A 23,701-nucleotide genomic window follows, 5' to 3' on the forward strand; every position below is an offset into this window, starting at 1 on the left:
AGCCTTACAGCGGTCCGTCCGGCAATCGCGGGGCGGGCGGCGCGGCCGCTCCTACAGTCGTCCCATGGCGGAGAAGCTGGTGGTCGTGGGCCAGGGCCCGGCCGGCCTGCCCCTCGCGACGCGCGCCGCGGAGGCCGGGTTCCGCGTGGTCGGCCTCGACGACGACGAGTGGCGGGTCAAGCGGCTGAACGCGGGGGAGCCCTGCGTGGAGGGCGTCGGCGCGGCCGAGCTCGCCGCCGCGCACGCCTCCGGCCGCTACATCGCCAGCGCCGATCCCGCCGACGCGTCCGGGTTCGACTTCTGCGTGATCACCGTCGCCGTGCGGACGCGGGACGGCGCGCCCGACCTCGGCCCGCTCGGCACGGCCGCCGGCCGCGTCGCCCCCTTCGTCCGCCCGGGGGCGACCGTCGTGGTGGAGACCGCCGCCTACCCCGGCACCACCGAGGAGTTCGCCGGGCCGATCCTGGAACGCGGGTCGGGGCTGCGGGCGGGGGAGGACTTCCACCTCGGCCACAGCCCGCGCCGCGCCGAGCCCGGCAACCCCCGCTGGCGGATCGGGAACACGCCGAAGGTCGTGTCGGGCGTGGGCCCGGCCTCGCTGCGGGCCGTGACCTACCTCTACGGGCGGCTGGTGCGGGAGACCGTGCCGGTGTCCTCGCCCCGCGTGGCCGAGCTGTGCGCGCTGCTGGAAGCCGCCCGCGCGCACCTCGACGCCGCCCTGGCCAACGAGCTGGCGATCTTCGCCGGGCAGCTCGGCGTCGACGTGTGGGAGGCCGCCGAGGCCGCCGCCACCACACCGTACGGCCGCTCCGGCGCGCGGCCCGGCCCGGGGCTGCCCGACTCCTGCCTGCCGGTCGACGTGGCGTACGTGCCGTGGGCGGTCAGGGGTCGCGCCGGGCGCGGGTTCCGGCTGGTCGAGGCGGCCAACGACGTCAACGCGCACATGCCGGCGTACGTGGTGGACCGGATCGGCCTCGCGCTCAACCGGCGGTGCCGCGCGGTCCGGGGCAGCCGGATCCTGCTGCTCGGCCTGACGCCCGTGGAGGTGGCCAAGTCGCTGTGCCGGCTCGGCGCCCGGGTGCGGGCCGCCGACCCCCGGGCCGACTCCCGCGCCGGTGACCTGCTCGTGCCCGCGGGCGTCGAGGTCGTCGAGCCGGACGCCGCCGAACTGGCGCGCGCGGACGTGGTCGTGGTGCTCGGCGCGCCCGACTGCTACGACTACGCCCTGGTCCAGCGGGCGAGCAGGTTCGTCTTCGACACCCGGGGCCGCTGCCGCGGCCCGAACGTCGAGCGGCTCTGAGTCACCGGTAGCGCACCCGCGCGATCCGGCCGAGCAGGTTGAGCGGCAGCAGCCGAAGAAGCGCGACGATCGCCTTGTAGCGGGCCGACGGGACGCTCACCCACGCCCCCCGGGCGAGGTCGCGCATCGCGTCGGCGGCGACGCGGTCGGCCGACAGCCACGCGAAGGACGGCAGATGGGACATGTCGAGCCGGGCCCGGCCGTGGAACTCCGTGCGCACGAACCCCGGGCACAGCGCCATCACCCGCACGCCGTGCCGGCCGACCAGGGAGGCCGCCGAGGTGCTGTAGTTCACCACCCACGCCTTCGACGCGCTGTAGGTGCCCCCGGGCAGGAACGCCGCGACCGAGGCCACGTTGACGACCCCGCCGCGGCCCTTGGAGATCATGTACGGCAGGCCCGCCCGGGTCAGCCGCAGCACCGCCTCGCAGTGCAGCCGCAGCATCCGGACCTCGTCGTCCATGGGGGTGTCGAGGAACCCGCCGGGATGCCCGAACCCGGCGTTGTTGACCAGCAGGTCCACGCCCGAGCGCAGTCGCTCCTCGGCGGCCGCCAGCCCTTCCTCGGTGGTCAGGTCGGCGGGCAGCGTCTCGGCCGTCACGCCGTACCGCTTGTGCAGCGCCTCGGCGGAGGCGGTCAGCCGCTCCTCGTCGCGGGCCACCAGGACCAGGGAGAACCCGTCGGCTGCGAGGCGCCGGGCGAAGGCGGCGCCGATCCCGGCGGTCGCGCCGGTGATGAGTGCGGTGGGCATGACGGCAGCGTACCCATCCCGGTACCCACCCCGCGGCCGCGCCGGATCACGCGCGGGCGGTGCGGCAGATCAGCCGCTCCACCTGGGCGCTGAGCCGGGCCGCCCGGGGCCATCCGGCGTACAGGGTCAGGAACACGACGGTCTCGCGCAGCTCGGCCGGGGTCAGCTCGCCCGACCGCAGGGCGGTGTCGAGATGGCGCTCCAGCGCGTCGTCCATGCCCTGGCCCACGAGCAGGCCCACCAGCAGCAGGCGGCGGTCCCGGCCCGTGAGGACCGGCCGGGACCACACCTCCGAGAACATGCGTTCCGCCGTCGCGCCGAAGAGGCCGTCCGGCCCTTCGGCGACGCCGTCCTCTCCGTGGGCCTGCTCCATGGCGTCCGGTCCCTCCGCGGTGAATCTGGCGGCATGCACTCAGGTTGTCGTGTTCCGGCCGCCGAGGTGTTACACCTTCCGCCGAAGAGTTCTCGCGTCCGGACGGCCGTCTCATGGGCCGCGGGCCGCTTCCGGCCGCTCTCCGGTGGGTATCGCCATCCGTGACGCGCCGCCCTGCCACCGGGCCGGTACGGCGCCATGCAACCTCCATGTAACAGGAGGAGTGCGGATCCGGGAAAGATTCGGTCTAGTTTTCCGAGGCGTCGCGGATCTACCGTGAGAAGGACGATTTGAGAACGGGCACTACTACCTCGTAGACCCGCAAAGCGGAGGTTGGGCCCTGGTGGAAAGACCGCGGGTAAGGACCGGGGTGGTGGGAACGGCCGCAGGGGTGGCGATGGCCGCCTCCGTGCTGTCCGGCTGTGCCGGCCCCCAGTACACCTACGTACACGACGAGGCGGGCGACACCTACTTCAAGGTCCCCGTCTCGTGGCGTCAGATCGACCAGAAGACGATCGACGAACGGCTCTTCGGCGACACGGAGTCGGCCACCGCGCAGCTCGCGAAACAGGCCTTCTGGACGGCCGCCTTCGACGCCCATGACCAGCCGTCGATCCTGCACCTCGTCCAGGGCCCGGTGCGCGGCGAGGACAAACCCTTCGTGTTCGCCAAGGTGGAGAAGCTCAGCGAGGACAAGCAGAACGCGGCGTCGCTCAACCTGCTGCGCGCGTCCCCGCCGATGCCGGTGCCGCTGACGGAGGACCAGCAGAAGGAACTGGAGGGCGAGGGCCTGTCCGGCTTCGAACTGCTGGACGACGAGGTGCTGCCCATCGTGGACGGGGTCAAGGGCGTCCACACCGTCTACAACTACCGGGTGGCGGAGGGGCCGGTGCAGACGTTCGACAAGACCGCCTACCTGTCGGCCGACGGGACGACGGCCTCCACTCTGCTCATCCGCTGCTCGCCCGCGTGCTACCGCCAGCGGGCGGCGGAGATCGCCGCGATCGTCAAGTCCTTCAAGGTCAAGCGCATCATCAATCCGTGAAGGAGCCCCTCATATGAGCACGGCCCTCCCACCGAAGCACCACGAGGGGCTTCGCGAACCGGGGTCGGGTCCCGAGGACCGCGACCCGCGCACCCGGAAACGACTTCCGCTGTGGGACAGGAGCAAGTTCCTGATCCTGCTCGCCGTCGCGTTCGGCGTACTGCTCTGGAACGAGATCGCCACGTATGAGGGCATCATCTCCTTCTCCGACGCCTTCCTGCTGACGGTCCGGAACGCGACCTGGGTCCTGTGGCTGGCGGGCCTCGAGGTGCTCCGGCAGATCCACTTCCTGATCAGCGAGCGCTCGGCCGGATACCACCGCTTCTGGACGCGCGGCGTCTTCGGCGGCTGGAACCGCTGGACGCACCGCAGGTTCAACGACTGGAACCGCTACCGCATCGCACGGGCGATCAAGTGGGTCGTCTGGATCGTGGTCATCGCGCTGGTGCTCGCGAAGGTGCAGCAGACCTCGCCGCTGCAGGCGCTGTTCAACGTGCCGGCCACGGTGTGGGGCTTCCTCCCCATGGTCCTGCAGGTCATGCTGCTGATGGTGCTCGCCGTCGGGCAGTTCGTCGCGATCTTCTGGTTCCTGTCCCGCGGCGGCGTGGACGTCTACTACCCCGACGACATCAAGACGCGGTTCGCCGACGTGTGGGGCCAGGACCACGTGGTCGAGCGGGTCAAGGAGAACATCGTCTTCCTGGAGAAGCCGGACGAGATCGAGGCCAGGGGCGGCTACGTGCCGAGCGGCATCCTGCTGTGGGGCCCGCCCGGCACCGGCAAGACCCTGATGGCCGAGGCGGTCGCCGGCTCCACCGGCAAGCCGTACGTCTTCGTGGACCCCGGCGCGTTCATCAACATGTTCTTCGGCGTCGGCGTGCTCAAGGTCAAGTCGCTGTTCCGCAAGCTGCGCAAGCTGGCCCTGCGGTACGGCGGGGTCATCGTCTTCTTCGACGAGGCCGACTCGCTCGGCAACCGCGGCGCGCTCGCCCAGGGCGGGCCCGGCGGCTGGGGGCGCTCCGTTCCCGCGCCGTTCGAGGAGGCCGGCTGCCACGGCTTCGCCTACCTCGACCCGCACACCCGCACCGTGCTCGGCCGTCACGCCGCCGGCCCGGCCGGGCCGGCGGAGCCCGCGCGGATGCCGCGCACCGGCGCCTTCGTCAACCGCCTGATGTACGGCGGGGGCATGGGCGGCGGTGGCGGGATGGGCACCCTGGAGGCGCTGCTCACCGAGATCTCCGGCCTGAAGAAGCCGCGCGGCTTCGTCAACCGGTACGTGCGCAGGCTGCTCGGCATGCGGCCGAAGCCGCCGCCGAAATACCGCATCCTCATCATGATGGCGACCAACCTGCCCGAGGCGCTGGACGAGGCGCTGCTGCGCCCCGGCCGCATCGACCGCATCTACAAGGTCGGCTACCCCTCCAAGGCGGGCCGGATCCGCACCTACCGCGGCTACTTCGACAAGGTCAGCCACCAGCTCACCGACGAGCAGATCGACAAGCTCGCCACGATCACCCCGTACGCCACCGGCGCGACGATCAAGGACCTGGTCAACGAGTCGCTGATCACCGCGATCCGGGACGGCCGGGAGTCCATCACCTGGTCGGACGTGATGCGGGCCAAGCGGCTCAAGCAGCTCGGGCCGCCGGAGGACGTCGAGTACATCGAGCGCGAGCGGCACGCCGTGGCGGTGCACGAGGCCTGTCACGCCGTCGCCGCCTACCGCACCCGCCACCACCTGGAGATCGATCTGGCGACGATCGAGAAGGGCGCCGACTACCTCGGCATGGTGGCCAGCATCAAGCCGGAGGACCAGTTCACCCGGTGGAAGTCGGAGTACGAGGCCGACATCATGGTGTCCCTCGCCTCGCTCGCCGGGGAACGCATGTTCTTCGGGGAGGACAACTCCTCCGGCGTCTCCGGCGACCTGCAGTCCGCCACCGCCATCACCGGCATGATGGAGGCCCACTGGGGCATGGGCATCGGGGTCGCCTCGCTGCCCGCGCTGCAGGAGCTCGGCCTGCGCGAAGGCAAGGCGGCCCAGCCGCAGCCCGGGGGCGGCGGCACGGGCACTCCGGCGGGCCCGCGCGAGGAGCTGGTGCCCGACATGCTCCCCGAGCGGATCGAGTTCAACCTCAGCCGGTTGCTGGAGAAGACGGCCGAGCTGCTGCGGGAGAACCGCCGCGAGGTGCTGTCGGTCGCGCACGCGCTGGAACAGCACAAGACGCTCAACGGCGACGACGTGGTCGCGGTCATCGAGAACAGGATGGGGCCGCTGATCGACGGCACCGCCTACGCCTCGGACGAGTTCTACGAGGAGATCGAGACCTATCACCGGGCCGCGGTGGAGGCGCATCGCGGCCACAGCGAGGTCCCGGTCGAGCTGCCGCTTCCGAGGACGCGGACGCTGGAGGCGTCGGTCGTCGTGACCTCCTCCGGCGTGGCCTCTTCCGGCGGCGGCGCGCCGATGCTCGTCGCGCAGCCGAACGGCGTGTCCGGTGGCAACGGACATCTGCCGCAGCCGTTGCAGCCGCCCCAGCCGGACTTCGTGCCGTGGAACGGCGCGCCGCCTCCGGCGTCCGCGACGCCGTTGCCGGGGCAGACACCGTTCGGTCAGGCGCCGCACGGACAGCCGTCCGCGCCGCGGCGCCGGTCGTACGGCGCGCTGTGGGCGGTGATCGGCCTCGCCGTGGCGGTGGTGCTGTTCGTGCTGCTCGGCGCGTTGCTGTTCGCCTCGCCGCAGGGCGCGCGGGGCGCCGCCCTCGCCGGCGGCGTCCCGGCGGGCACGGCGGTGCTGCTGACGGTCGCGCTCGTCGCGGTGGTCGGCGGCATCGCGGTGGCGATCCTGCTGGTCCGCACGCAGCAGGCGGGACGGCGCCGGGCCGAGGAGGCGAGGGACCGGGCGGCCGAGCGGGCCCAGCTTCTCGCGGCGGCGATGGACCCGGAGGTCGCCATGCGCCTGCTCGGCTACGACGGCCGGCGGGGGCCCGAGGCCTGACCCCGCGACCTTCCGTACGGCGATCCCCGGTGGGCCCTGCCCGCCGGGGATCGCCGTTCTCATCTGCTTCAGTCACTTAATTAAGTTTCTGATATGTTCTCCGCGTGCCCGACCTCCCCGAGCTGAGCGTGGCCGAGCTGACCCACGTCCTCGAAGACTTCACGCGCATGCACATCCGCCTGCCCGCGGAGCGGCGGCTGAGCTTCACCACGCTGTCCGTGCTGCACACGCTGGCGGGCGGCGGTCCGAAGCGGCTCACCGACCTGGCCGCGGGCGAGCAGGTCACGCAGTCGGCGATCACGCAGATGGTGACCAAGCTGGAGCGCGAGGGCCTGGTGGAGCGCCGTCCGGACCCGTCGGACGGCCGTGCCGTCCTCGTGCGGGTCACGGCGGCCGGCGCCGCGATCGTGGAGGGGCGGCGGAACGAGCGCACGGCCCGGCTCGCGGACCTCGCCGCCCGTCTCGCGCCCGGGGAACGGGCCGCCATCGCGGCGGCCCTCCCGGCCCTCGCCCGCATGGTCGAGCTGCACCGCACCGGCGAGGGCGTCGCCGGGGCTGACCCCCCTTCGACGGCTGGAGGACACGATGACGAGCCATGAGACCACCGAGACCGCCGAAACCATTGGGGCCCGCGGCGCCGGGGAGCGGCCGTTCCCGCTGGAGCCGCGGCCGATCCACGTGCCCGGCGAGGTGCTCGACGACCTGCGCCGCCGCCTGGAGCTGACCCGCCTGCCGGACGACGCGGGCGACGGCGATTGGAGCTACGGCGTGAACGGCGCCTACCTGCGGGAGCTCGTCGGCTACTGGCGCGACGGGTACGACTGGCGGGCGGCCGAGGCGGCGATCAACGCCTACGAGCACTACCACGTGGAGATCGACGGCGTGCCGGTCCACTTCATGCGCAGGCCCGGCGCCGGGCCCGCCCCGACGCCGCTGATCCTCACCCACGGCTGGCCCTGGACGTTCTGGCACTGGTCGAAGGTGATCGACCCCCTGGCCGACCCCGGCGCGTACGGCGGCGACCCGGCCGAGGCGTTCGACGTGATCGTGCCGTCGCTGCCCGGCTTCGGGTTCTCCACCCCGCTGCTCCCCGGCCACCCGGACATGAACTTCTGGAAGATCGCCGATCTCTGGCACGTCCTGATGACCCGCGTCCTCGGTCACGACAAATACGCCGCGGCCGGATGCGACGTCGGTGCCCTGGTCACCGGCCAGCTCGGGCACAAGTACGCCGATGAACTGCTGGGCCTCCACATCGGCTCGGGGCAGAAGCTGACGTTGTTCAACGGCGACCGGGCCTGGGACCTCAGCGGGGGCCGGCCCATCCCCGACGGCCTGCCCGCCGACGTCCACGCCCGGGTCGTCGCCCTGGAGAGGCGCTTCGCCGTCCATCTCGCCGCGCACGTGCTCGCCCCGAGCACCCTCGCCCACGGGCTGTCGGACTCGCCCGCCGGGATGCTCGCCTGGATCCTGGAACGCTGGGTCACCTGGAGCGACAACGGCGGCGACGTCGAGACCGTATTCAGCAAGGACGACCTGCTCACGCACGCGATGATCTTCTGGGTGACGAACTCGATCGGCACCTCGATCCGCACGTACGCCAACAACAACCGCTATCCGTGGACCCCGTCCCACGACCGGTGGCCGGTCGTCGAGGCGCCCACCGGCATCACCTTCGTGGCCCACGAGAACCCGCCGGGCGTGAGCACCGACCAGCGGGTGGAGCACTTCCTCGGCAGCGACAGGGCCGCCTGGTACAACCTCGTGAACCTCACCGCCCACGACCGCGGCGGCCACTTCATCCCCTGGGAGATCCCGGGCGAGTGGGTCGACGACCTGCGCCGCACCTTCCGCGGCCGGCGGTAGGTCGCGGGGTCAGAGCCGGAAGCCCAGGTCGGGCGTGATCTCGGCGACGTCCATCTGGGCCTTCTGCAGGCGGCCCGAGTAGTCCCAGTTCATCGCCTGCCAGCGGGTGAACTGGTCGAGCACCCACATGCCGCTCTGCCGGCTGCCGTTGCCCGACTTGCCGTTCCCGCCGAACGGCAGGTGCGCCTCCGCCCCGGACGTCGAGTTGTTGACACTGACCATCCCGGCCGACACGCCCTCGCGGAAGCGGAACACCGCCTTCGGGTCGGAGGTGTAGATGGACGACGACAGGCCGTATCCCGGGCGGTTGGCGAGGTCGATCGCCTCATCCAGGGTGGAGAACGTGGTCACGCCCACGATCGGGCCGAACGTCTCCTCCAGGAACAGCCGGTCGTCGGGGCGGACGCCGTCCACGACCACCGGGTGGTAGTAGAGGCCCTCGCCGTCGATCCGGCCCACCGGGCCGGGCAGCACGGTGTGGTGCGGCTGGATCCAGCCCAGGTACTCCTCGTACCGTTCGGCGAACCGGTGGTCGAGCAGCGGGCCGTACAGGACGTCGCCGTTCGGGTCGCCGATCTTCGCGCTGCGCACGGCGTCGGTGAACCGGCGCAGGAACGCGTCGTGCACGTCCTCGTGCACGATGATCGTGCCCAGGGAGGTGCACCGCTGCCCGGCCGTGCCGAACCCGGAGAACAACGCGCCCTCGGCGGCGAGGTCGAGGTCGGCGTCCGGCATCACGACCATCGGGTTCTTGCCGCCGAGCTCCAGGCAGGGCGACTGCAGGTGCCGCCCGCACAGTTCGCCGACGCGGCGGCCGACCGCGCTGGAGCCGGTGAACCCGACCTTCTGCACCAGGCCCTCTCCGAGCGCGCGGTCGAGCCCGGCGTAGGTCTGCTCGCCGTCGGCGAACACGATGCCGAGCACGCCGGCGGGCAGCCCCGCCGCGGCGAACAGGCGGTAGAGCGCGTGCGCGGACGCCGCGGCGTACTCGGCGGGCTTCCAGACCACCGCGTTCCCGCACAGCAGCGCCGGCACGAGATACCAGGAGGGCACCGCGACCGGGAAGTTGCCCGCCGTCACCACAGCGGCGACGCCGACCGGCACCCGGAAGGTGAACAGGCTCTTGTCCGGCATCTCCGACGGGATGGTCTGCCCGTAGAGGCGCCGGCCCTCGCCGAGGAAGAAGTCGCAGGTGTCCACGATCTCGCGGACCTCGCCGAGCGCCTCGGCGTACGGCTTGCCGATCTCCTCGGTCACCAGGCGGGCCAGCGCCTCGGTGTTGGCCTCGACGAGGCGGCCGATCGAGGCGATCACCCGTCCGCGCACCGGAGCCGGGACGCGCGCCCACTCCCGCTGGGCGGCCGACGCGGCGCGGCAGGCGTCCGCGAAGCCCGCCGCGTCCGTGAGCGTCACCCGCGCCACGGTCTGCGAGGGCCGCGCCGGGTTGACCGACGCGTACGGCGTGCCCGAAGTGAGCTCGTCACCCCCGACGACGGAAACGATCTGCCGAGTCACCGCAACCTCCGCGACTGTTTCTGCTCTCACGCCTCGATTACACAGTATTTCCGTCTCCGGTGCCCGCCAGGCCTTCGTGGAGGGCGACCGCGGCGGCCTGGGTGCGGCTGGAGACGCCGAGCTTGGCGAGGATGTTCGAGACGTGCACGCTGACCGTCTTCTGGGAGATGAACAGCCGCTCGCCGATCTCACGGTTGGGCAGGCCGTCCGCGACGTGGGCCAGCACCTCCCGCTCGCGCGCGGTGAGCGCGGCGAGCCGCCCGGGCTCCCGGCCCGGCCCCGGCTCCCGGCCCGCCGCGGGCCCGCCGGCCTGTGCGGACGCGCCGCCGGGCCGCCCGGACGCGCCGCCTGTCGTGGTGTCACCGTCCGCCGTGCTTCCACCGGTGGGAGCGTCCGGCGCGGGGGCCGCCGCCGTCGGGTCCCGGAACCCGGCGCGCGCCCCGGACTCTCGCAGGGCGGCCAGGAGGGGCCCGGCTTTCAGCGCGGCGGCGACGGTCACCGCGCGCTCCCACTCGGCGTGGGCCGCCGCGCGGTCACCCGTCCGCAGCAGGCTCTCGGCCAGCCGGCGGCGCGACCGTGCCTCCTCGTAGACGAAGCCGAAGCCGAAGGCCTCGGTCGCGCGCCGCCACACCTCCGGGCCTGCAGTGCCGTGCGCGCGGTGCCACTCGGCCTCCGCCCGGGCCAGCCAGGCGAGACCCTCCGGGCCGAGGCGCGCCCGCGGGCCGTTGGGCCCGTTCGCCGCGGCGTGCCTGGCCCGTCGCAGCAGGTCGTCGCAGCGCTCGCCGGTCTGGCCGAGGTCGGCGAGCGCCTGCAGACCGGTCGCCGCGATCCGGATCAGGCCGGGGTCGAACGGTTCGAGCGTCGCGAGGATCGCGTCGACGTGTTCGAGCGCCGCCTTCGGGTCGCCGTGCCACAGGGCGTGCTCGGCGGCCATCCCGCGCGCCATGTAGCTCACCAGGTCGTCGGGCCAGAACCGGGACAGCCACCGCAACCTCTCGTCGGCTCCCGCGCGTCCCCGGCCCACCTCCACGAAGAGGGCGAACGACGAGAGCTGGGCCTCCGCCCGGGTGCCGACCCGCACGCCGAACGCGCCGGCCAGCCGCTCGGCCGCGTCCCAGTCGCCGTCCGCGTAGTGGATGAGGTAGTGGAGGAACCGCAGGTCGGTGCCGAAGGCGCTCCAGGTCAGCCCGGTCTCGGCGGCCAGCCGTACGCCCGACTCGGCGATGCGGGCGGCGTCCGCGAGATGGCCGTGCTCATAGTGGATGCGCGCATGGTTGAACCGTGCACGCAGGTCGATGGACAGGTCGCCCGAGGGGCGGCGGGTGGCGCGCGTGAGCAGGTCGACGGCGCGTTCGACGTCGGAGGACTCCTCCGACAGCGCCAGCACGACCAGGGCGCTGGCCTCGGCGTCGCGGGCGCCGGTCGCCTGCGCGACCTCCAGCGCCCTGGCCGCCGTCGCGGTCGCCTCCTCGACCCGGTAGTTCCACCACAGCGTGCGCGCGTACGTGGCCAGGGCTCTGGCCAGCAGAGGGCTGCGCGGCGCGAGGTCCACCGCCTCCCGGGCCGACGCGGTCGCGTCGTCCCGGTCGTCGTCCGCGTCGGCCAGGTAGTAGGCGAGCCGCTCGCCGATCTCGGCGACCAGGACGGGGTCGTCCGCCTCCCGGCGCAGCCGCCGCAACTGACCCGCGGCCCTGTGGGAGTCACCGGCGGCCGCCGCCGCGGCGGCGCTCGCCAGCGCGATCCGCGGCCGGCTCTCCCCGGCGGGGCGCCCGGAGTCCGGCACCTGGTCCCACAGCTCCAGCGCCCGCTCGAGGTGTCGGTGCGCCTCCGCCGGAGCGCCCAGGCGGGAGGCCATCCGCCCGGCCTCCACCGACGCCCGTAGCGCGGCCGGCGTGTCGTGCGCGGCGAGGTGATGGTGGGCCAGTTCGGCGGGTGAGCCGCCGCGCTCCGCGAGCAGCGCGGCGAAGGTGGCGTGCAGGCGGGTCCGCTCGCCCGGCAGCAGGTCGTCGTACACCGCCTCCTGGAGGAGCGCGTGCCGGAAGGCGTATCCGTCGCTGCCCGCGGTGAGCAGCCGCCGCGAGACGATCTCACGCAGCGCGTCCTCCAGCGGGAGGTCCCCGAGCCCGGCGGCATCGCGCAGCAGGTCGTGGCCGACCCGCCGTCCGGCCACCGCGGAGATCCGCAGCACCTGACGGGCCGTGTCCGAGAGGGCCTCCACCCGCGCGAGCATCAGGTCGGCGAGGGTCCCCGGCAGCCGGCTGTGGTCGGTGCTGGCGGCCAGCAGCTCCTCGGCGAAGAACGGGTTGCCCCCGGCCCGCTCGATCAGGGCGCCGAAGCCGCGTTCCCGCTGCGGCCCCGCCGGGCCGTCACCGTGCCGGTCGAGGCTGGCGAGGTAGGCCGCCATGTCGTCGTCGCCCAGCGGCGGCAGTTCGACGGCGGTGACCAGCGGCAGGCGCCGCAGCTCGGCCAGGACCGGGCGGAGCGGGTGGCGGCGGTGCAGGTCGTCGGTGCGGTAGGTGCCGACGAGGCACACCCGCTCCCGCTGCAGCATCCGGGTGAGGAAGACGAGCAGGTCGCGCGTCGAGCGGTCGGCCCAGTGCAGGTCCTCGAAGACGAACAGCACCGGATGGCGCCCCGCCACCTCCGACAGCATGTCGAGGACCGACCCGAACAGACGCTGCTGGGCGAGCCCGCCGGTGGCCGTCTCCTCGGCGGGGCCCGCGTCGTCGCCGGGCAGCAGCCGCCGCAGGGCGGGCCGGGCGGCGACGGCGGGGCCGACCGGCCCCCCGGGCTCGATGGCGGCGGTGCGCAGCGCGTCGGCCAGCGGGAGGTACGGCAACGCGTCGCCGAGCTCGGCGCACTGCCCGGCCAGCGTCACGAACCCCCGCCGCTGCGCGAGATCGCACAGCTCGGTCACGATCCGCGTCTTGCCGATCCCCGCGTCGCCGCCCACCAGGCCGACTCCGGCGAGCCCGGCCGCGGCGCCGTCGAGCACGCCCACAAGCCGATCGAGCTCGGAGGAACGCCCGATCAGCACCCTTTGCGGCGTACGCGTGACCACGTTCGCGAGTATGACACGCGGCTCCGACAGAACCGTGACGACGCCGTCGGCCCCCACCCGGCGACGGGAACCCTTCCTCTCGCGGCCCGGTTCGTACACGCTGTCGTACACGCGGGGCCGCGGCACCCGCGTCACCGGAACCCCATCGACCCGTGAAGGCACACATTGATGCGACTCGTACGTGGCCACCTCCCCGACGACACCGGAGGCCCGGGGCCCGCACGCTGGGCCGTCCGTGACGAGGACGGCGACCGGCCGCTGCCGGAGGACTTCTCGCTCGGGGAGGCGCTCTCGTCCGGCCTCGACCACTTCCGCCGCTCCCTCGCGGCGGCGACCGGCCCGGCCGTGACGCTGGCCTCACTCGCCGCGCCCGTGGACCGGTGGACGGAGGTCTGGGCCGCGGGCGTCACCTACCGGAGATCGCGGGAGGCGCGCAAGGAGGAGAGCCACGAGCCCGACATCTACGAGCGGGTGTACGACGCCCCCCGCCCCGAGTTGTTCTTCAAGTCGCTCGGCTGGCGCGTCCGTGGACACGGGCAGACGATCGCCGTACGGCCCGACTCGTCCTGGGACGTGCCGGAGCCGGAACTGGCCGTGGTGGTCTGCGCCAACGGGGAGATCGCGGGATACACCGTCTGCGACGACGTGAGCTCCCGCTCCATCGAGGGCGAGAACCCGCTGTATCTTCCGCAGGCCAAGATGTATCTCGGCGCCACCGCGCTGGGCCCGGGGATCCGTCCCGCCTGGGAGGTTCCCGACCCCTACGACCTCGGCATCCGGCTCGGCATCTCGCGCGGCTCCCGCGAGATCTGGGCGGGCTCGGCGAGCACCCGCCGGCTCCACCGGCGGATCGACGACCTCGTCGAGCACCTCCTGCGCGCCGACCGCTATCCGTACGGGGTGATCCTGACGACCGGCACCTGCCTCGTGCCGGAGTCGGACTTCACGCTGACGCCAGGCGACGAGGTGACCATCGAGATCGACGGCCTCGGCCGTCTGGTCACCCCTGTGAGCGCGGTGGACGGCATCGACCTGTGGCGGGAGCCGCCCGGCCGGTGACCTTTCCCGGCCCGGCCCGCCCGTGACCGCGCGGAGCGTCAGTGGCCCGTGGCGCCGTCGATCCGCTCGCGGAGCAGGTCGGCGTGCCCGTTGTGGCGCGCGTACTCGGCGATCATGTCGACCATGATGCGGCGCAGCGAGATGGGCCGGCCGGTGGCGCGCTGGACGCCGGTCTCGTCCAGCGACCGGGCCGCGGCCACGATCTCGCGGGAGCGCTCGCACTCCGCGCGCCACACGGCGAACGCCTCGTCGGCGTCCCCGCCCAGGTCCTCGAAGTCCTGGTCGGGGTCGTCGTCGGAGTAGTAGAGGAGCGGGACGTCCTCACCGGCGAACTGGATGCGGAACCACCACCGCTCGACGCCGGCGAGGTGCCGGAGGATGCCGTGGAGGCTCAGCACGGACGGCGGCACTCCCTTGTCGGACAGTCGTTCCTTCGGCACGCCGGAGCACTTGAGCGCGAACGTCTCGCGGTGCCAGTCCAGGGAGGCCGTGAGGATCTCTCGCTCGTCGCCGACGAGGACAGGAGCGGAGCGGGAGTCGCCGTCCCACTTCTTCGAGTAGTTCGCCTCGGGAATCTCGTTCACGCCTCGACCCTGCCAGACGGCACCGACAGTTCCCGGAACCGCGGCCGGAGCGGCGTTCGGCCTCGCCCGAGCCGTTCCAGGCCCCGCCGAGAGACGGCGGACGCCGAGTCGGGGCGTCCGCGGTTATGGTCGTAGCGTGCCTGACGCGATCTTCGCTCATCCGCGCCTCGCGGCCGTCTACGACGCCTTCGACGGCCCCCGCGACGATCTGACGGCCTACCTCGGCATCGCCGGTGAGCTGGGCGCGGAGCGTGTGCTCGACATCGGATGCGGCACGGGGTGCCTGGCGGTCCTGCTCGCGGACAGCGGCCGTACGGTCACCGGGGTCGATCCGGCCGAGGCGTCGCTTGAGGTGGCGAGATCGAAGGACCCGGCCGGAAGAGCCACCTGGGTCCACGGCGACGCCACGGCGGTGCCCGCTCTCGGCTTCGACCTCGCGGTGATGACGGGAAACGTGGCGCAGGTCTTCCTCACCGACGACGACTGGACGCGGACCCTCCAGGGGATCCGGTCCGCGCTCCGCCCGGGTGGTCACCTCGTGTTCGAGACGAGGCGTCCAGGATTCCGGGCCTGGGAGGAGTGGGCCGCTGACACCGCTCCGGTCACCCTGGAGATCGGGGGGATCGGACCGGTGCGGCGCCGTCAGGAGGTGACCGCGGTCACCCTGCCGCTGGTCTCCTTCCGCTACACCTTCGAATTTCTTACGGACGGCACGGTCGTCACCTCCGACTCCACACTGCGGTTTCGGGACCGCGATGAAGTGGAGACGAGCCTGCTCGGCAACGGCTACCGGGTGTGGGACGTGCGGGAGGCCCCCGACCGTCCGGGCCGCGAGTTCGTGTTCCTCGCGCGGCGCACGCCCTGAGGCCATCGGGACAGACCGCGCCGGGGCCTCTGTTCCCCTCCGGCGCCGGAACAGGAGGTCCGGTGCCGTTCGTGGCGTGCCGGGCCGGGGCCCGACGCCCATCCCGCGACGCGGACGTTTTTGTCGGCGGCGCTGGCTAGTCTGCGGCGCGTGACGCAAGGACGGAGCCGGGACCAGGCCATCGAGGCGCCCTCTGCCCCCGCCGTCGCCGGTGACAGTTCCGCAGAGGAGGCCGGGGGGCGGGCGGCGGTCAGGCGCGGGCAGGCCGAGCAGCGGGAGGGCAGGGTCGCCGCGGGACTGTCGGAGCTGGAGCGGTGGCTGGCCGATCAGATCGGGCAGGGGATCGCGCAGGCGCGCCAGACGGGCCCGGCCGGCTGGGACGACCTCGCCAGACGGCTGGTCGACGCGCAGGCGCCGGGCGTGGCGGGCATGGTCACCCGGCTGCCCCGGGTGCTCGGAGCCGAGGACTGGCCGGGTCTCCTCCTGGGGGAGTACGCGCTGCTGCATCTGCTCGCCGTCGCCCACCGCCGCGCCGGCGCGCTGCCCGGGCCGCTGCGGCAGACCGTACGGACCCGGGTCGGCTTCCCCGTCACGAGGGAGTCGGTGCTGGCCGGCCCGGTGGTGCGGGACCTCTGGGACGTCGTCGGCTGCCGGGACGAGGAGCAGGAGCGGCTGGTCGCCCGGCGCGTCTGGCTGGCGGGCCGTGCGACCGGCCGCGCGGCGATGGTGCTGTCGTTCTCGCCGGTCGGGCAGCCGCGGGAGTCGTTCCCGCCGCCGGGCACGACGATCGACGCCGACCTCGCCTTCTATCCGGGCGCGTCGCCGCTGCGCGCCCTCGTGGCCGTGCGGCACGGTGACGTCGAGGCGGGCCCGCCACCGGGGACGGAGATCTCCCGGGTGCCCGCGCTGATCGCGGAGGTGCTCGCGGCCGATCCCTGGGCCGACTCCTGGCCTCTGGTGCTCGCCGGGGTCGTCCCCTGCCCGGACGGCCTCGCCGACGGCGCGGGGGCCGACGTTCTGACGGCCGAGGGTACGGGAGCCGACGGTGCAGGGGCCGAGACGGAGGGGGGCGGCGATGCGGGGGCCGACGGTTTGAGGACCGCGGGTCCGGGAGCCGACAGCGAGGGGCCCGGAGGTGAGGGGCCTGGCGACGAGGGGCCCCGCGGTGAGTGGGACGCGCTGCCGCTACACCTGCCGCTGCACCCTGCCGCGGGGGTCCCGTGGCGGCTGCTGGCCGTCTCCGGAGGGCGGCCGGTGACGGTCGCCGCCGAGTGGACGCCACGCGGGCTGCTCCCACTGACGGTCTGGGACGAGGAGGGCGAGGTGGTGCGCCTATGACGCCGGTTCCGATCGTGGCCGCGCCTTCGCTGGCAGCGCCCACCTTGAGGATCGCGACGCCTGCCCGGCGGCAGGGCCGTCCGGCCGCTTCTCCCGGCAGCTCGCTCCGCTTCCGGAGCGGGGCGACCGGCCTCGGCGTACGCCCATCGGTGGTGGCGGTATCCGGTGGACGGGCCCGTGCGGTTCCGCTGGCGAGAAGGGCCGTCCGATGACCGGACCATGGGAGGAACTGGTGTCCACCGCGCTGGTGGGCGCCGGCCGCCGCGCCGTCCCGCCCGAGAGCCTGCTGGAGCGGGCGGCCGAGCAGGTGGTCCGGATGCGCGCGGGGCGAAGGCCGGGGAGGGGCACGCGGCCGGCCCCCGCCGCGGCGGAGACGCTGCCGCCCGTGCCCCGCGCCGCCGCGGACCGGCTGGCCCGGATGCTCGCCGGTGAGCAGAGCAGGCTGCTGACCGAGTGGCTGGAGACGGCGGCCGCGCGGCGGCTGCGGGTGCCGGCCGCCACGATCCCCGGGCTGCTCGACCTCGGAGCGCGAGACCGGTCGATCCGCGCGCACCTGGGGGCGGTCACCGGGGCCCGGGGCCGCTGGCTCGCCGGTCTCAACTCCACCTGGGCCTACCTCCTCGCGGAACCGGCGCACGTGCCGCCGGACGAGGTGTGGGAGCTCGGCACGAGCGGAGACAGGCGCGCCTTCCTGGCCGCCGTGCGCCGGCGTGACCCGGCGGCCGCGCGGGAACTGCTGGAACGCGGCTGGAGCGCGGAGACGCCGGAGGACCGGGCCGCCTTCGTGGCGATCCTCGCCGACGGCCTCGACATGGCCGACGAGCCGTTCCTGGAGGCGGCGCTCGACGACCGGCGCCGCGAGGTGCGGCAGGCCGCCGCCGACCTCCTCACCCGCCTGCCAGGGTCGCGGCTGGCCCACCGGATGACCGCACGGGCGTCCCGCTTCGTGACCGGGAACGGTCCCGGGCTCCGGGCGGAGCCGCCGGCGGACTGCGACGGCGCGATGGAGCGCGACGGCGTCAGGGCCCGGCCGCCCGCCGGCATGGAGACGCGGGGCTGGTGGCTGCAGCAGGTGGTGGCGCACACTCCGCTGTCGTTCTGGCCGGGCCATCTCGGCATGCCGCCGGACGAGATCGCCCGGACGAGGATCGGCGACTGGGAGCGGGAGGTGCGCATGGGTTGGACCCGGGCCGCCATCCTGCAGCGGGACACGACGTGGGCGCGTGCCCTGTTCGAGGCCGAGCCGCTGACCGACCTGCTGGCCGTGCTCCCGCCCGAGGAGCGGTCCCGCCGGGCTGCCGAGCTGGTGGCGGGCCATCCGGTGGACGGCCAGCTGGTCATGATGCTGGGCGGGGTGCCGCGGCCGTGGGGGTCCCAGCTCGCGCGGGCCGTGCTCAAGAAGATCGTGGAGACCACGCGGACCCAGCCGTGGAACGCCGGAGAGCTGATCCGGCTCGCGGGCGAGCGGTTCGACCCCGCGGCGTACGCCCACGCGGCGGAGGTGCCCGAGCTCGCCGCGACCCTGGGGTTCCGCTTCGACATGCTGAAGGAGCTTTCGTGACCACCGTTCTGCGCCCGCACGCGGAGGACCAGTTCGCCGACGAGCTGGCGATCCTCGTGAAGACCGACGACCGGCCGCGCCCGCCGGGCTGGCGGCTTTCGCCCTGGGCGGTGACGACCTACGTGCTGGGAGACGGCGGCCAGATCACGCCGAAGTACGTCGGCCCGCGCAGGATCGTCGAGGTCGCGGTGGCGACGCTCGCCACCGACCGGGCGCTGTTGCTGCTCGGCGTGCCGGGCACGGCCAAGACCTGGCTGTCGGAGCACCTCGCCGCGGCGATCTGCGGCGACTCGACCCTGCTCGTGCAGGGCACGGCCGGCACGGCGGAGGAGGCGGTCCGCTACGGGTGGAACTACGCGCGGCTGCTGTCGGAAGGCCCCTCCCGCCAGGCGCTGACGCCGAGCCCGGTCATGCGCGCGATGGCGGAGGGACGGCTGGCCCGGGTCGAGGAGCTCACCCGCATGCCGTCCGACGTGCAGGACGCGCTGATCACCGTGCTTTCGGAGAAGACGCTGCCGATCCCGGAGCTGGGGGAGGAGGTGCAGGCGGCCAAGGGCTTCAACGTCATCGCCACCGCCAACGACCGCGACCGCGGCGTCAACGACCTGTCGAGCGCGCTGCGCAGGCGGTTCAACACAGTCGTGCTGCCGGTCCCGGCCAGCCTGGAGGAGGAGGTCGACATCGTGGCCCGGCGGGTGGCGCAGCTCGGCCGCTCCCTGGAGCTGCCGGAGACCGTCACCGGGCTGGCGGAGATCCGCCGGGTGGTGACGGTGTTCCGCGAACTGCGCGCGGGCGTGACCGCCGACGGGCGGACCAAGGTCAAGTCACCCACCGGCACGCTCAGCACGGCGGAGGCCATCTCGGTGGTCACCGGCGGGATCGTGCTCGCCGCCCACTTCGGCGACGGCGTGCTGCGCCCGGCCGACGTCGCGGGCGGAATCCTGGGAGCCGTGGTCCAGGACCCGGTGTCCGACCGCGTGGTGTGGCAGGAATACCTGGAGACCGTCGTCCGCGACCGCGACGACTGGCGCGACTTCTACCGGGCCTGCCGCGATGCCGGCTGAGACCGCCGCCGCCTCGCCCGGCCCGCACCCGGCCCCGAGCAAGGCCCCAAGGGGGAACCGCGCCGAGGACACCTGCGTGGGAACGGCCGGGAGCAGGGCCGAGGGCAGGCGCGAGGACACGAGCGCGGGCGCGGGTGACAGCCGGGGCGAGGGCACCGGCGTGGGCACTGGCGAGAGCCGGGGCGAGGGCTGGGCTGAGGACACCGGCATTGGCACTGGCGAGGGCCGGTTCAGGGGCATAGGCGTGGGCGCGGATGAGAGCTGGGGCGAGGGCCGGGGCGAGGACACGAGCGCGGGCGCGGGTGACAGCCGGGGCGAGGACACCGGCGTGGGCACGACCGGGAGCAGGGCCGAGGGCAGGCGCGAGGACACGAGCGCGGGCGCGAGCGACAGCCGGGGCGAGGACAGGAGCGCGGTCCGGGCGCGGGCGTGGGTACTCGGGGTGCGGCACCATGGGCCGGGATCGGCCAGGGCGGTGCGGGACGAGCTGACCAGGATCCGGCCCGATCTCGTGCTGGTCGAGGGCCCGCCCGAGGCCGACGGCCTGGTGGCGCTCGCCGCCGACCCCGGCATGCGACCGCCGGTCGCGCTCCTGGCGTACATGCCGGGGCAGCCGTCGCGGGCCGCCTTCTGGCCGTTCGCGGAGTTCTCACCCGAGTGGCAGGCCATCCTCTACGCCACCGGGGCGGGCGCCGAGGTGCGGTTCTGCGACCTGCCAGCCGGCTGCGGCCTCGCGCTCGACGCCGACCCCGTGCGCCGCGACCCCATCGGTGAGCTGGCCCGAGCGGCGGGGTACGACGACCCGGAACGGTGGTGGGAGGACCTGGTCGAGCACCGGGGTGAGGCCGGGACGCTCGACGTCGTCGCCGAGGCGATGCGGGCCGTACGCGACGGGCACGTCGCGGAGGGCACGGAGGCCCGGCGTGAGGCATATATGCGCAGGACGCTGCGGAAGGCGGCGCGGGAGGGTTTCACCCGCATCGCGGTGGTCTGCGGGGCCTGGCACCTGCCCGCGCTGACCCTGCCTGAGCTGACACCGCCCCATTCAGCCCTGCCCGATTCAGCCCTGCCTAGTTCGGCTGTGCCTGGTTCGGCTGTGCCTGGTTCGGCTGTGCCCGGATCGGACCTGCCCAAATCGGACCTGCCCGGATCGGGCCTGTCCGAATCGACGCCGCTTGGACCGCCACCCGGGCCGGCTGTGCCCGGTTCGGCCCTGCCCGGATCGACACCGCCCGGATCGACACCGCCCGGATCGGCGCCGCTTGGATTGCCATCAGGGCCGGCACCATCCGGGCAGGGCCTGCCGGGGCGTCGCGCCGGCGGGTCGGCTCCGCCGGCCGCGACAGACGGGCCCGGCAGCCCGCCCTCGGCGGCGGAGGACGAGCGGCTGCTGCGCGGCCTGCCCAGGGTCAGGGTGGAGATGACGTGGGTGCCGTGGACCCATGGACGGCTCGCGGCGGGCGCCGGCTACGGCGCGGGCGTCGCCGCGCCCGGGTGGTACGAGCACCTGTTCACGGCGCCCGACCGGCCGGTGGAGCGCTGGCTCGCCCGCGCGGCGGCGATCCTGCGCGAGGAGGACCTGCCCGTCTCGTCCGCGCACGTCATCGAGGCCGTACGGCTCGCCGAGGGGCTGGCCGCGCTGCGCGGCAGGCCGCTCGCCGGGCTGTCGGAGGTCACCGAGGCGGTCAGGGCGGTGCTGTGCGGCGGCGACGAGCTGCCGGTCGAGCTGGTCCAGCGGCGCATGGTCGTGGGGGAGCGGCTCGGCCGGGTGCCGGACTCCACGCCGATGGTGCCGCTGCGGCGGGACCTGCGCGACGAGCAGCGGCGGCTGCGCATGAAGCCGGAGGCCCTGACCGGGGAGCATGACCTCGACCTGCGCAAACCGCTCGACCTCGGCCGCAGCCGGCTGCTGCACCGGCTCACCCTGCTGGACGTGCCGTGGGGAACCCCGCGACGGGCACGCGGCAAGGGGACGTTCAAGGAGACCTGGTCGCTGGAGTGGCGCCCCGAGCTCGACGTGGCCCTCGTCGAGGCCGCAGTCTGGGGGATCACGGTCGAGGCGGCGGCGACGGCCCGCGTCCGCGACCTCGCGGGTGGCGCGGGCCTGCCCGAACTGGCCGCGCTTGTCGAGCGCTGCTTGCCGGCCCATCTCCCCGGCGCGCTGCCGCACGTGCTGGGGATGATCGAGGACCGGGCGGCGGTCGACGGCGAGGTGCGCCACCTCATGGGTGCGCTGCCCGCGCTCGTGCGGACCCGCCGGTACGGGGACGTACGCGGCACCGAGGGCCTCGCGGGCGTCACCGAGTCGATGCTGGCGCGGATCTGCGCCGGGCTGTCCCCCGCCCTGTCGGGACTGGACGAGGACGCGGCCCGCGAGATGGCCACGCTGGTGGACGGCGTCCACGCCGCGGCCGGGCTGATGGGAGAGGGCCGGTGGCTCACGACGTTGTCCGGGATCGCCCGGCGCGACGACCTGCCGGGGTTGCTCGACGGCCGGATCGTGCGGATCCTGTTCGACGCCGGGGCGCTGGAGGACGACGTGGCCGCCCGCATGGCGCGGTCGATGTCGTCCGGCAACCCCCCGGCCCGGTCCGCGGCCTGGATGGAGGGCTTCCTGTCCGGGGGCGGCCTGCTGCTCGTCCACGACGCGCGCCTGCTCGCCACCGTGGACGCCTGGCTCACCGGCCTGTCGCCCGAGGAGTTCGTGGACGTGCTGCCGCTGCTGCGGCGCACGTTCGGCGCCTTCCCCACGCCGGAGCGGCGGCTGATCGGCAGGCGGGTCCGCTCCGGCTCCGCGCCGGGCTCCGTGCCTGGTGGCGACGGGGCGGACTACGACGACGGGCTGGCGGCGGCGGCCGTCCGGACGGTGCGGGAGATCCTGGGCCACGGAATCTCCGGCCAGGAGATTCCCGGTCATGAGATTCCCGGTCATGAGATTCCCGGTCATGAGATTCCCGGTCATGAGATTCCCGGTCATGAGATTCCGCGTCGCGAAGTCTCGGGCCGCGAGGGCACAGGAGGTGAAGTGCCGGGGAGGGGGGTCCCGGGGCCTGACAGCGCGGGGCGCCGAGTCCTGCGGCGCGAGGAACCGGAGTGTGAGGAACCGGGGCGTGAGGAACCGGGGCGTGAGTGGGATGGGGGAGCCTGATGGGCGGCGAGGAGGAGCGGCTGCGCCGCTGGCGGCTGGCGCTGGGCGGCGCGGCGGCGGAGAGGGCCATGGAAGGGGGCCTGGAGACGGTGCTGGAGGGCGCCGACGCCCGGATGGACGCCGCGCTCTCGGCCCTCTACGACGAGCAGGAGCGGCGGGGCGCCGGTCTCGGCGCGTCCGCGCCGCGGGTGGCCCGCTGGCTGGGAGACATCAGGGAGCACTTCCCCGCCGGTGTCGTGCAGGTCATGCAGAAGGACGCCATCGAACGGCTCGACCTGACCCGGCTGCTGCTGGAGCCCGAGATGCTGGAGGCGGTCGAGCCCGACGTCCATCTCGTGGGCACCCTGTTGTCGCTGAACCGGCTGATGCCGGAGCGGGCCCGCGAGTCGGCCAGGGCCGTCGTCCGCACGGTCGTACGGGAGCTGGAGGCGCGGCTGACGCGTCGCACCCTGGCGGCCGTCAGCGGCGCGCTCGACCGATCGGCGAGGACCCATCGGCCCAGGAGGGCGGCCGAGGTCGACTGGGACCGTACGATCCGGGCGAACCTCGGCAACTACCTGCCCGAGCGGGGGACCGTCGTGCCGTCCCGGCTCGTCGGATACGCCCGTGGGCAGCGGGGTGTCCGGCGGGACGTCGTGCTGGCCGTCGACCAGAGTGGTTCGATGGCGGCCTCGGTGGTGTACGCGGGCGTCTTCGCCGCGGTGCTCGCCTCGATGCGCGCGCTCAGGACCTCGCTCGTGGCCTTCGACACGTCCGTGGTGGACCTCACCGACCAGCTGCGCGACCCCGTCGAGGTGCTGTTCGGCACTCAGCTCGGCGGCGGCACCGACATCAACCGGGCCGTGGCCTACTGCCAGAACCTGGTGACCCGGCCGGCCGACACGATTCTCCTGCTGGTCAGCGACCTGTTCGAGGGAGGGCCGAGGGAGGAGATGCTGCGCCGGATCGCCACCATGACCGCCGCCGGGGTCCAGGTGATCGTGTTGCTCGCGCTGTCGGACGAGGGGGCGCCGCAGTACGACCACGAGAACGCGGCGGCCCTCGCCGCGATGGGAGTGCCGGCCTTCGCCTGCACTCCGGACGCCTTCCCCGAGCTGATGGCGGCCGCCATCGAGCGCAGGTCCTACGACCAATGCCGGATGACGCGACCCGGGCAATGATTTGTAAGGTCCG

The 23,701-nt window shown here is 73.9% G+C and carries 17 protein-coding genes; 12 read left to right on the plus strand and 5 right to left on the minus strand.

From position 1 onward, the window contains the following. Window positions 1-64: 64 nt before the first annotated feature. Complete coding sequence (locus Mam01_RS12155; RefSeq protein ID WP_204285459.1) at window positions 65-1,300, plus strand: nucleotide sugar dehydrogenase; 1,236 nt, start codon at window positions 65-67, stop codon at window positions 1,298-1,300. A gap of 1 nt (window position 1,301) precedes the next feature. Here the strand turns inward: Mam01_RS12155 and Mam01_RS12160 are convergent, their stop codons facing one another. Both Mam01_RS12160 and Mam01_RS12165 read right to left on the minus strand, forming a co-directional pair. Next, window positions 1,302-2,051, minus strand: coding sequence for an SDR family NAD(P)-dependent oxidoreductase (locus Mam01_RS12160; RefSeq protein WP_204285460.1), 750 nt, complete (start codon window positions 2,049-2,051; stop codon window positions 1,302-1,304). Between the two features lie 46 nt (window positions 2,052-2,097). Next, complete coding sequence (locus tag Mam01_RS12165) at window positions 2,098-2,463, minus strand: carboxymuconolactone decarboxylase family protein (RefSeq protein WP_239101241.1); 366 nt, start codon at window positions 2,461-2,463, stop codon at window positions 2,098-2,100. A 334-nt stretch (window positions 2,464-2,797) separates the two neighbouring features. Between Mam01_RS12165 and Mam01_RS12170 the strand changes: the two genes are divergently transcribed. The 4 genes from Mam01_RS12170 (at window position 2,798) to Mam01_RS12185 (ending at window position 8,333) form a co-directional block, all read left to right on the plus strand. Next, window positions 2,798-3,469 carry a hypothetical protein gene (locus Mam01_RS12170; protein ID WP_204285461.1) on the plus strand — a complete coding sequence of 224 codons (672 nt, stop codon included), beginning with the start codon at window positions 2,798-2,800 and terminating at the stop codon, window positions 3,467-3,469. A gap of 13 nt (window positions 3,470-3,482) precedes the next feature. After that, window positions 3,483-6,467 carry an AAA family ATPase gene (locus tag Mam01_RS12175; protein ID WP_204285462.1) on the plus strand — a complete coding sequence of 995 codons (2,985 nt, stop codon included), beginning with the start codon at window positions 3,483-3,485 and terminating at the stop codon, window positions 6,465-6,467. Window positions 6,468-6,571: 104 nt separating this feature from the next. Continuing rightward, window positions 6,572-7,066, plus strand: coding sequence for a MarR family winged helix-turn-helix transcriptional regulator (locus Mam01_RS12180; protein WP_239101242.1), 495 nt, complete (start codon window positions 6,572-6,574; stop codon window positions 7,064-7,066). Next, window positions 7,053-8,333 carry an epoxide hydrolase family protein gene (locus Mam01_RS12185; RefSeq protein WP_204285463.1) on the plus strand — a complete coding sequence of 427 codons (1,281 nt, stop codon included), beginning with the start codon at window positions 7,053-7,055 and terminating at the stop codon, window positions 8,331-8,333. The genes Mam01_RS12180 and Mam01_RS12185 overlap by 14 nt, the downstream gene beginning before the upstream one ends. Window positions 8,334-8,342: 9 nt before the next feature. Here Mam01_RS12185 and Mam01_RS12190 read toward each other — a convergent pair whose 3' ends face one another. Next, window positions 8,343-9,848 (minus strand): aldehyde dehydrogenase family protein, encoded by a 1,506-nt coding sequence (locus tag Mam01_RS12190; protein ID WP_204285464.1) that lies wholly within the window; start codon window positions 9,846-9,848, stop codon window positions 8,343-8,345. A 37-nt stretch (window positions 9,849-9,885) separates the two neighbouring features. Next, entirely contained in the window at window positions 9,886-13,044 is a 3,159-nt protein-coding gene (locus Mam01_RS37325) for a helix-turn-helix transcriptional regulator (RefSeq protein ID WP_275408960.1), read from the minus strand. 33 nt (window positions 13,045-13,077) lie between these two features. Between Mam01_RS37325 and Mam01_RS12200 the strand changes: the two genes are divergently transcribed. Then, entirely contained in the window at window positions 13,078-13,968 is an 891-nt protein-coding gene (locus Mam01_RS12200; RefSeq protein WP_204285465.1) for a fumarylacetoacetate hydrolase family protein, read from the plus strand. Window positions 13,969-14,006: 38 nt separating this feature from the next. Here the strand turns inward: Mam01_RS12200 and Mam01_RS12205 are convergent, their stop codons facing one another. Beyond that, window positions 14,007-14,552, minus strand: coding sequence for a DinB family protein (locus tag Mam01_RS12205; protein WP_204285466.1), 546 nt, complete (start codon window positions 14,550-14,552; stop codon window positions 14,007-14,009). A gap of 136 nt (window positions 14,553-14,688) precedes the next feature. Between Mam01_RS12205 and Mam01_RS12210 the strand changes: the two genes are divergently transcribed. The 6 genes from Mam01_RS12210 (at window position 14,689) to Mam01_RS12235 (ending at window position 23,688) form a co-directional block, all read left to right on the plus strand. Then, window positions 14,689-15,417 (plus strand): class I SAM-dependent methyltransferase, encoded by a 729-nt coding sequence (locus Mam01_RS12210; protein ID WP_204285467.1) that lies wholly within the window; start codon window positions 14,689-14,691, stop codon window positions 15,415-15,417. 150 nt (window positions 15,418-15,567) lie between these two features. Beyond that, entirely contained in the window at window positions 15,568-16,755 is a 1,188-nt protein-coding gene (locus Mam01_RS12215) for an SWIM zinc finger family protein (protein WP_204285512.1), read from the plus strand. A 208-nt stretch (window positions 16,756-16,963) separates the two neighbouring features. Next, window positions 16,964-18,316, plus strand: a complete 1,353-nt coding sequence (locus Mam01_RS12220) for a DUF5691 domain-containing protein (RefSeq protein WP_204285468.1) — start codon at window positions 16,964-16,966, stop codon at window positions 18,314-18,316. Continuing rightward, a complete protein-coding gene (locus Mam01_RS12225) occupies window positions 18,313-19,380 on the plus strand; it encodes an ATP-binding protein (RefSeq protein ID WP_204285469.1) in 1,068 nt (355 codons plus the stop codon). The genes Mam01_RS12220 and Mam01_RS12225 overlap by 4 nt, the downstream gene beginning before the upstream one ends. Next, complete coding sequence (locus Mam01_RS36570; protein WP_239101243.1) at window positions 19,370-22,528, plus strand: DUF5682 family protein; 3,159 nt, start codon at window positions 19,370-19,372, stop codon at window positions 22,526-22,528. Before Mam01_RS12225 ends, Mam01_RS36570 begins: the two co-directional genes overlap by 11 nt. Beyond that, window positions 22,528-23,688: a VWA domain-containing protein gene (locus tag Mam01_RS12235; RefSeq protein WP_204285470.1), complete on the plus strand. Its 1,161-nt coding sequence runs from the start codon at window positions 22,528-22,530 to the stop codon at window positions 23,686-23,688. The genes Mam01_RS36570 and Mam01_RS12235 overlap by 1 nt, the downstream gene beginning before the upstream one ends. Window positions 23,689-23,701 lie beyond the last annotated feature (13 nt).

Origin of the sequence: Microbispora amethystogenes, from assembly GCF_016863015.1 — a bacterium.
Lineage (GTDB): Bacteria > Actinomycetota > Actinomycetes > Streptosporangiales > Streptosporangiaceae > Microbispora > Microbispora amethystogenes.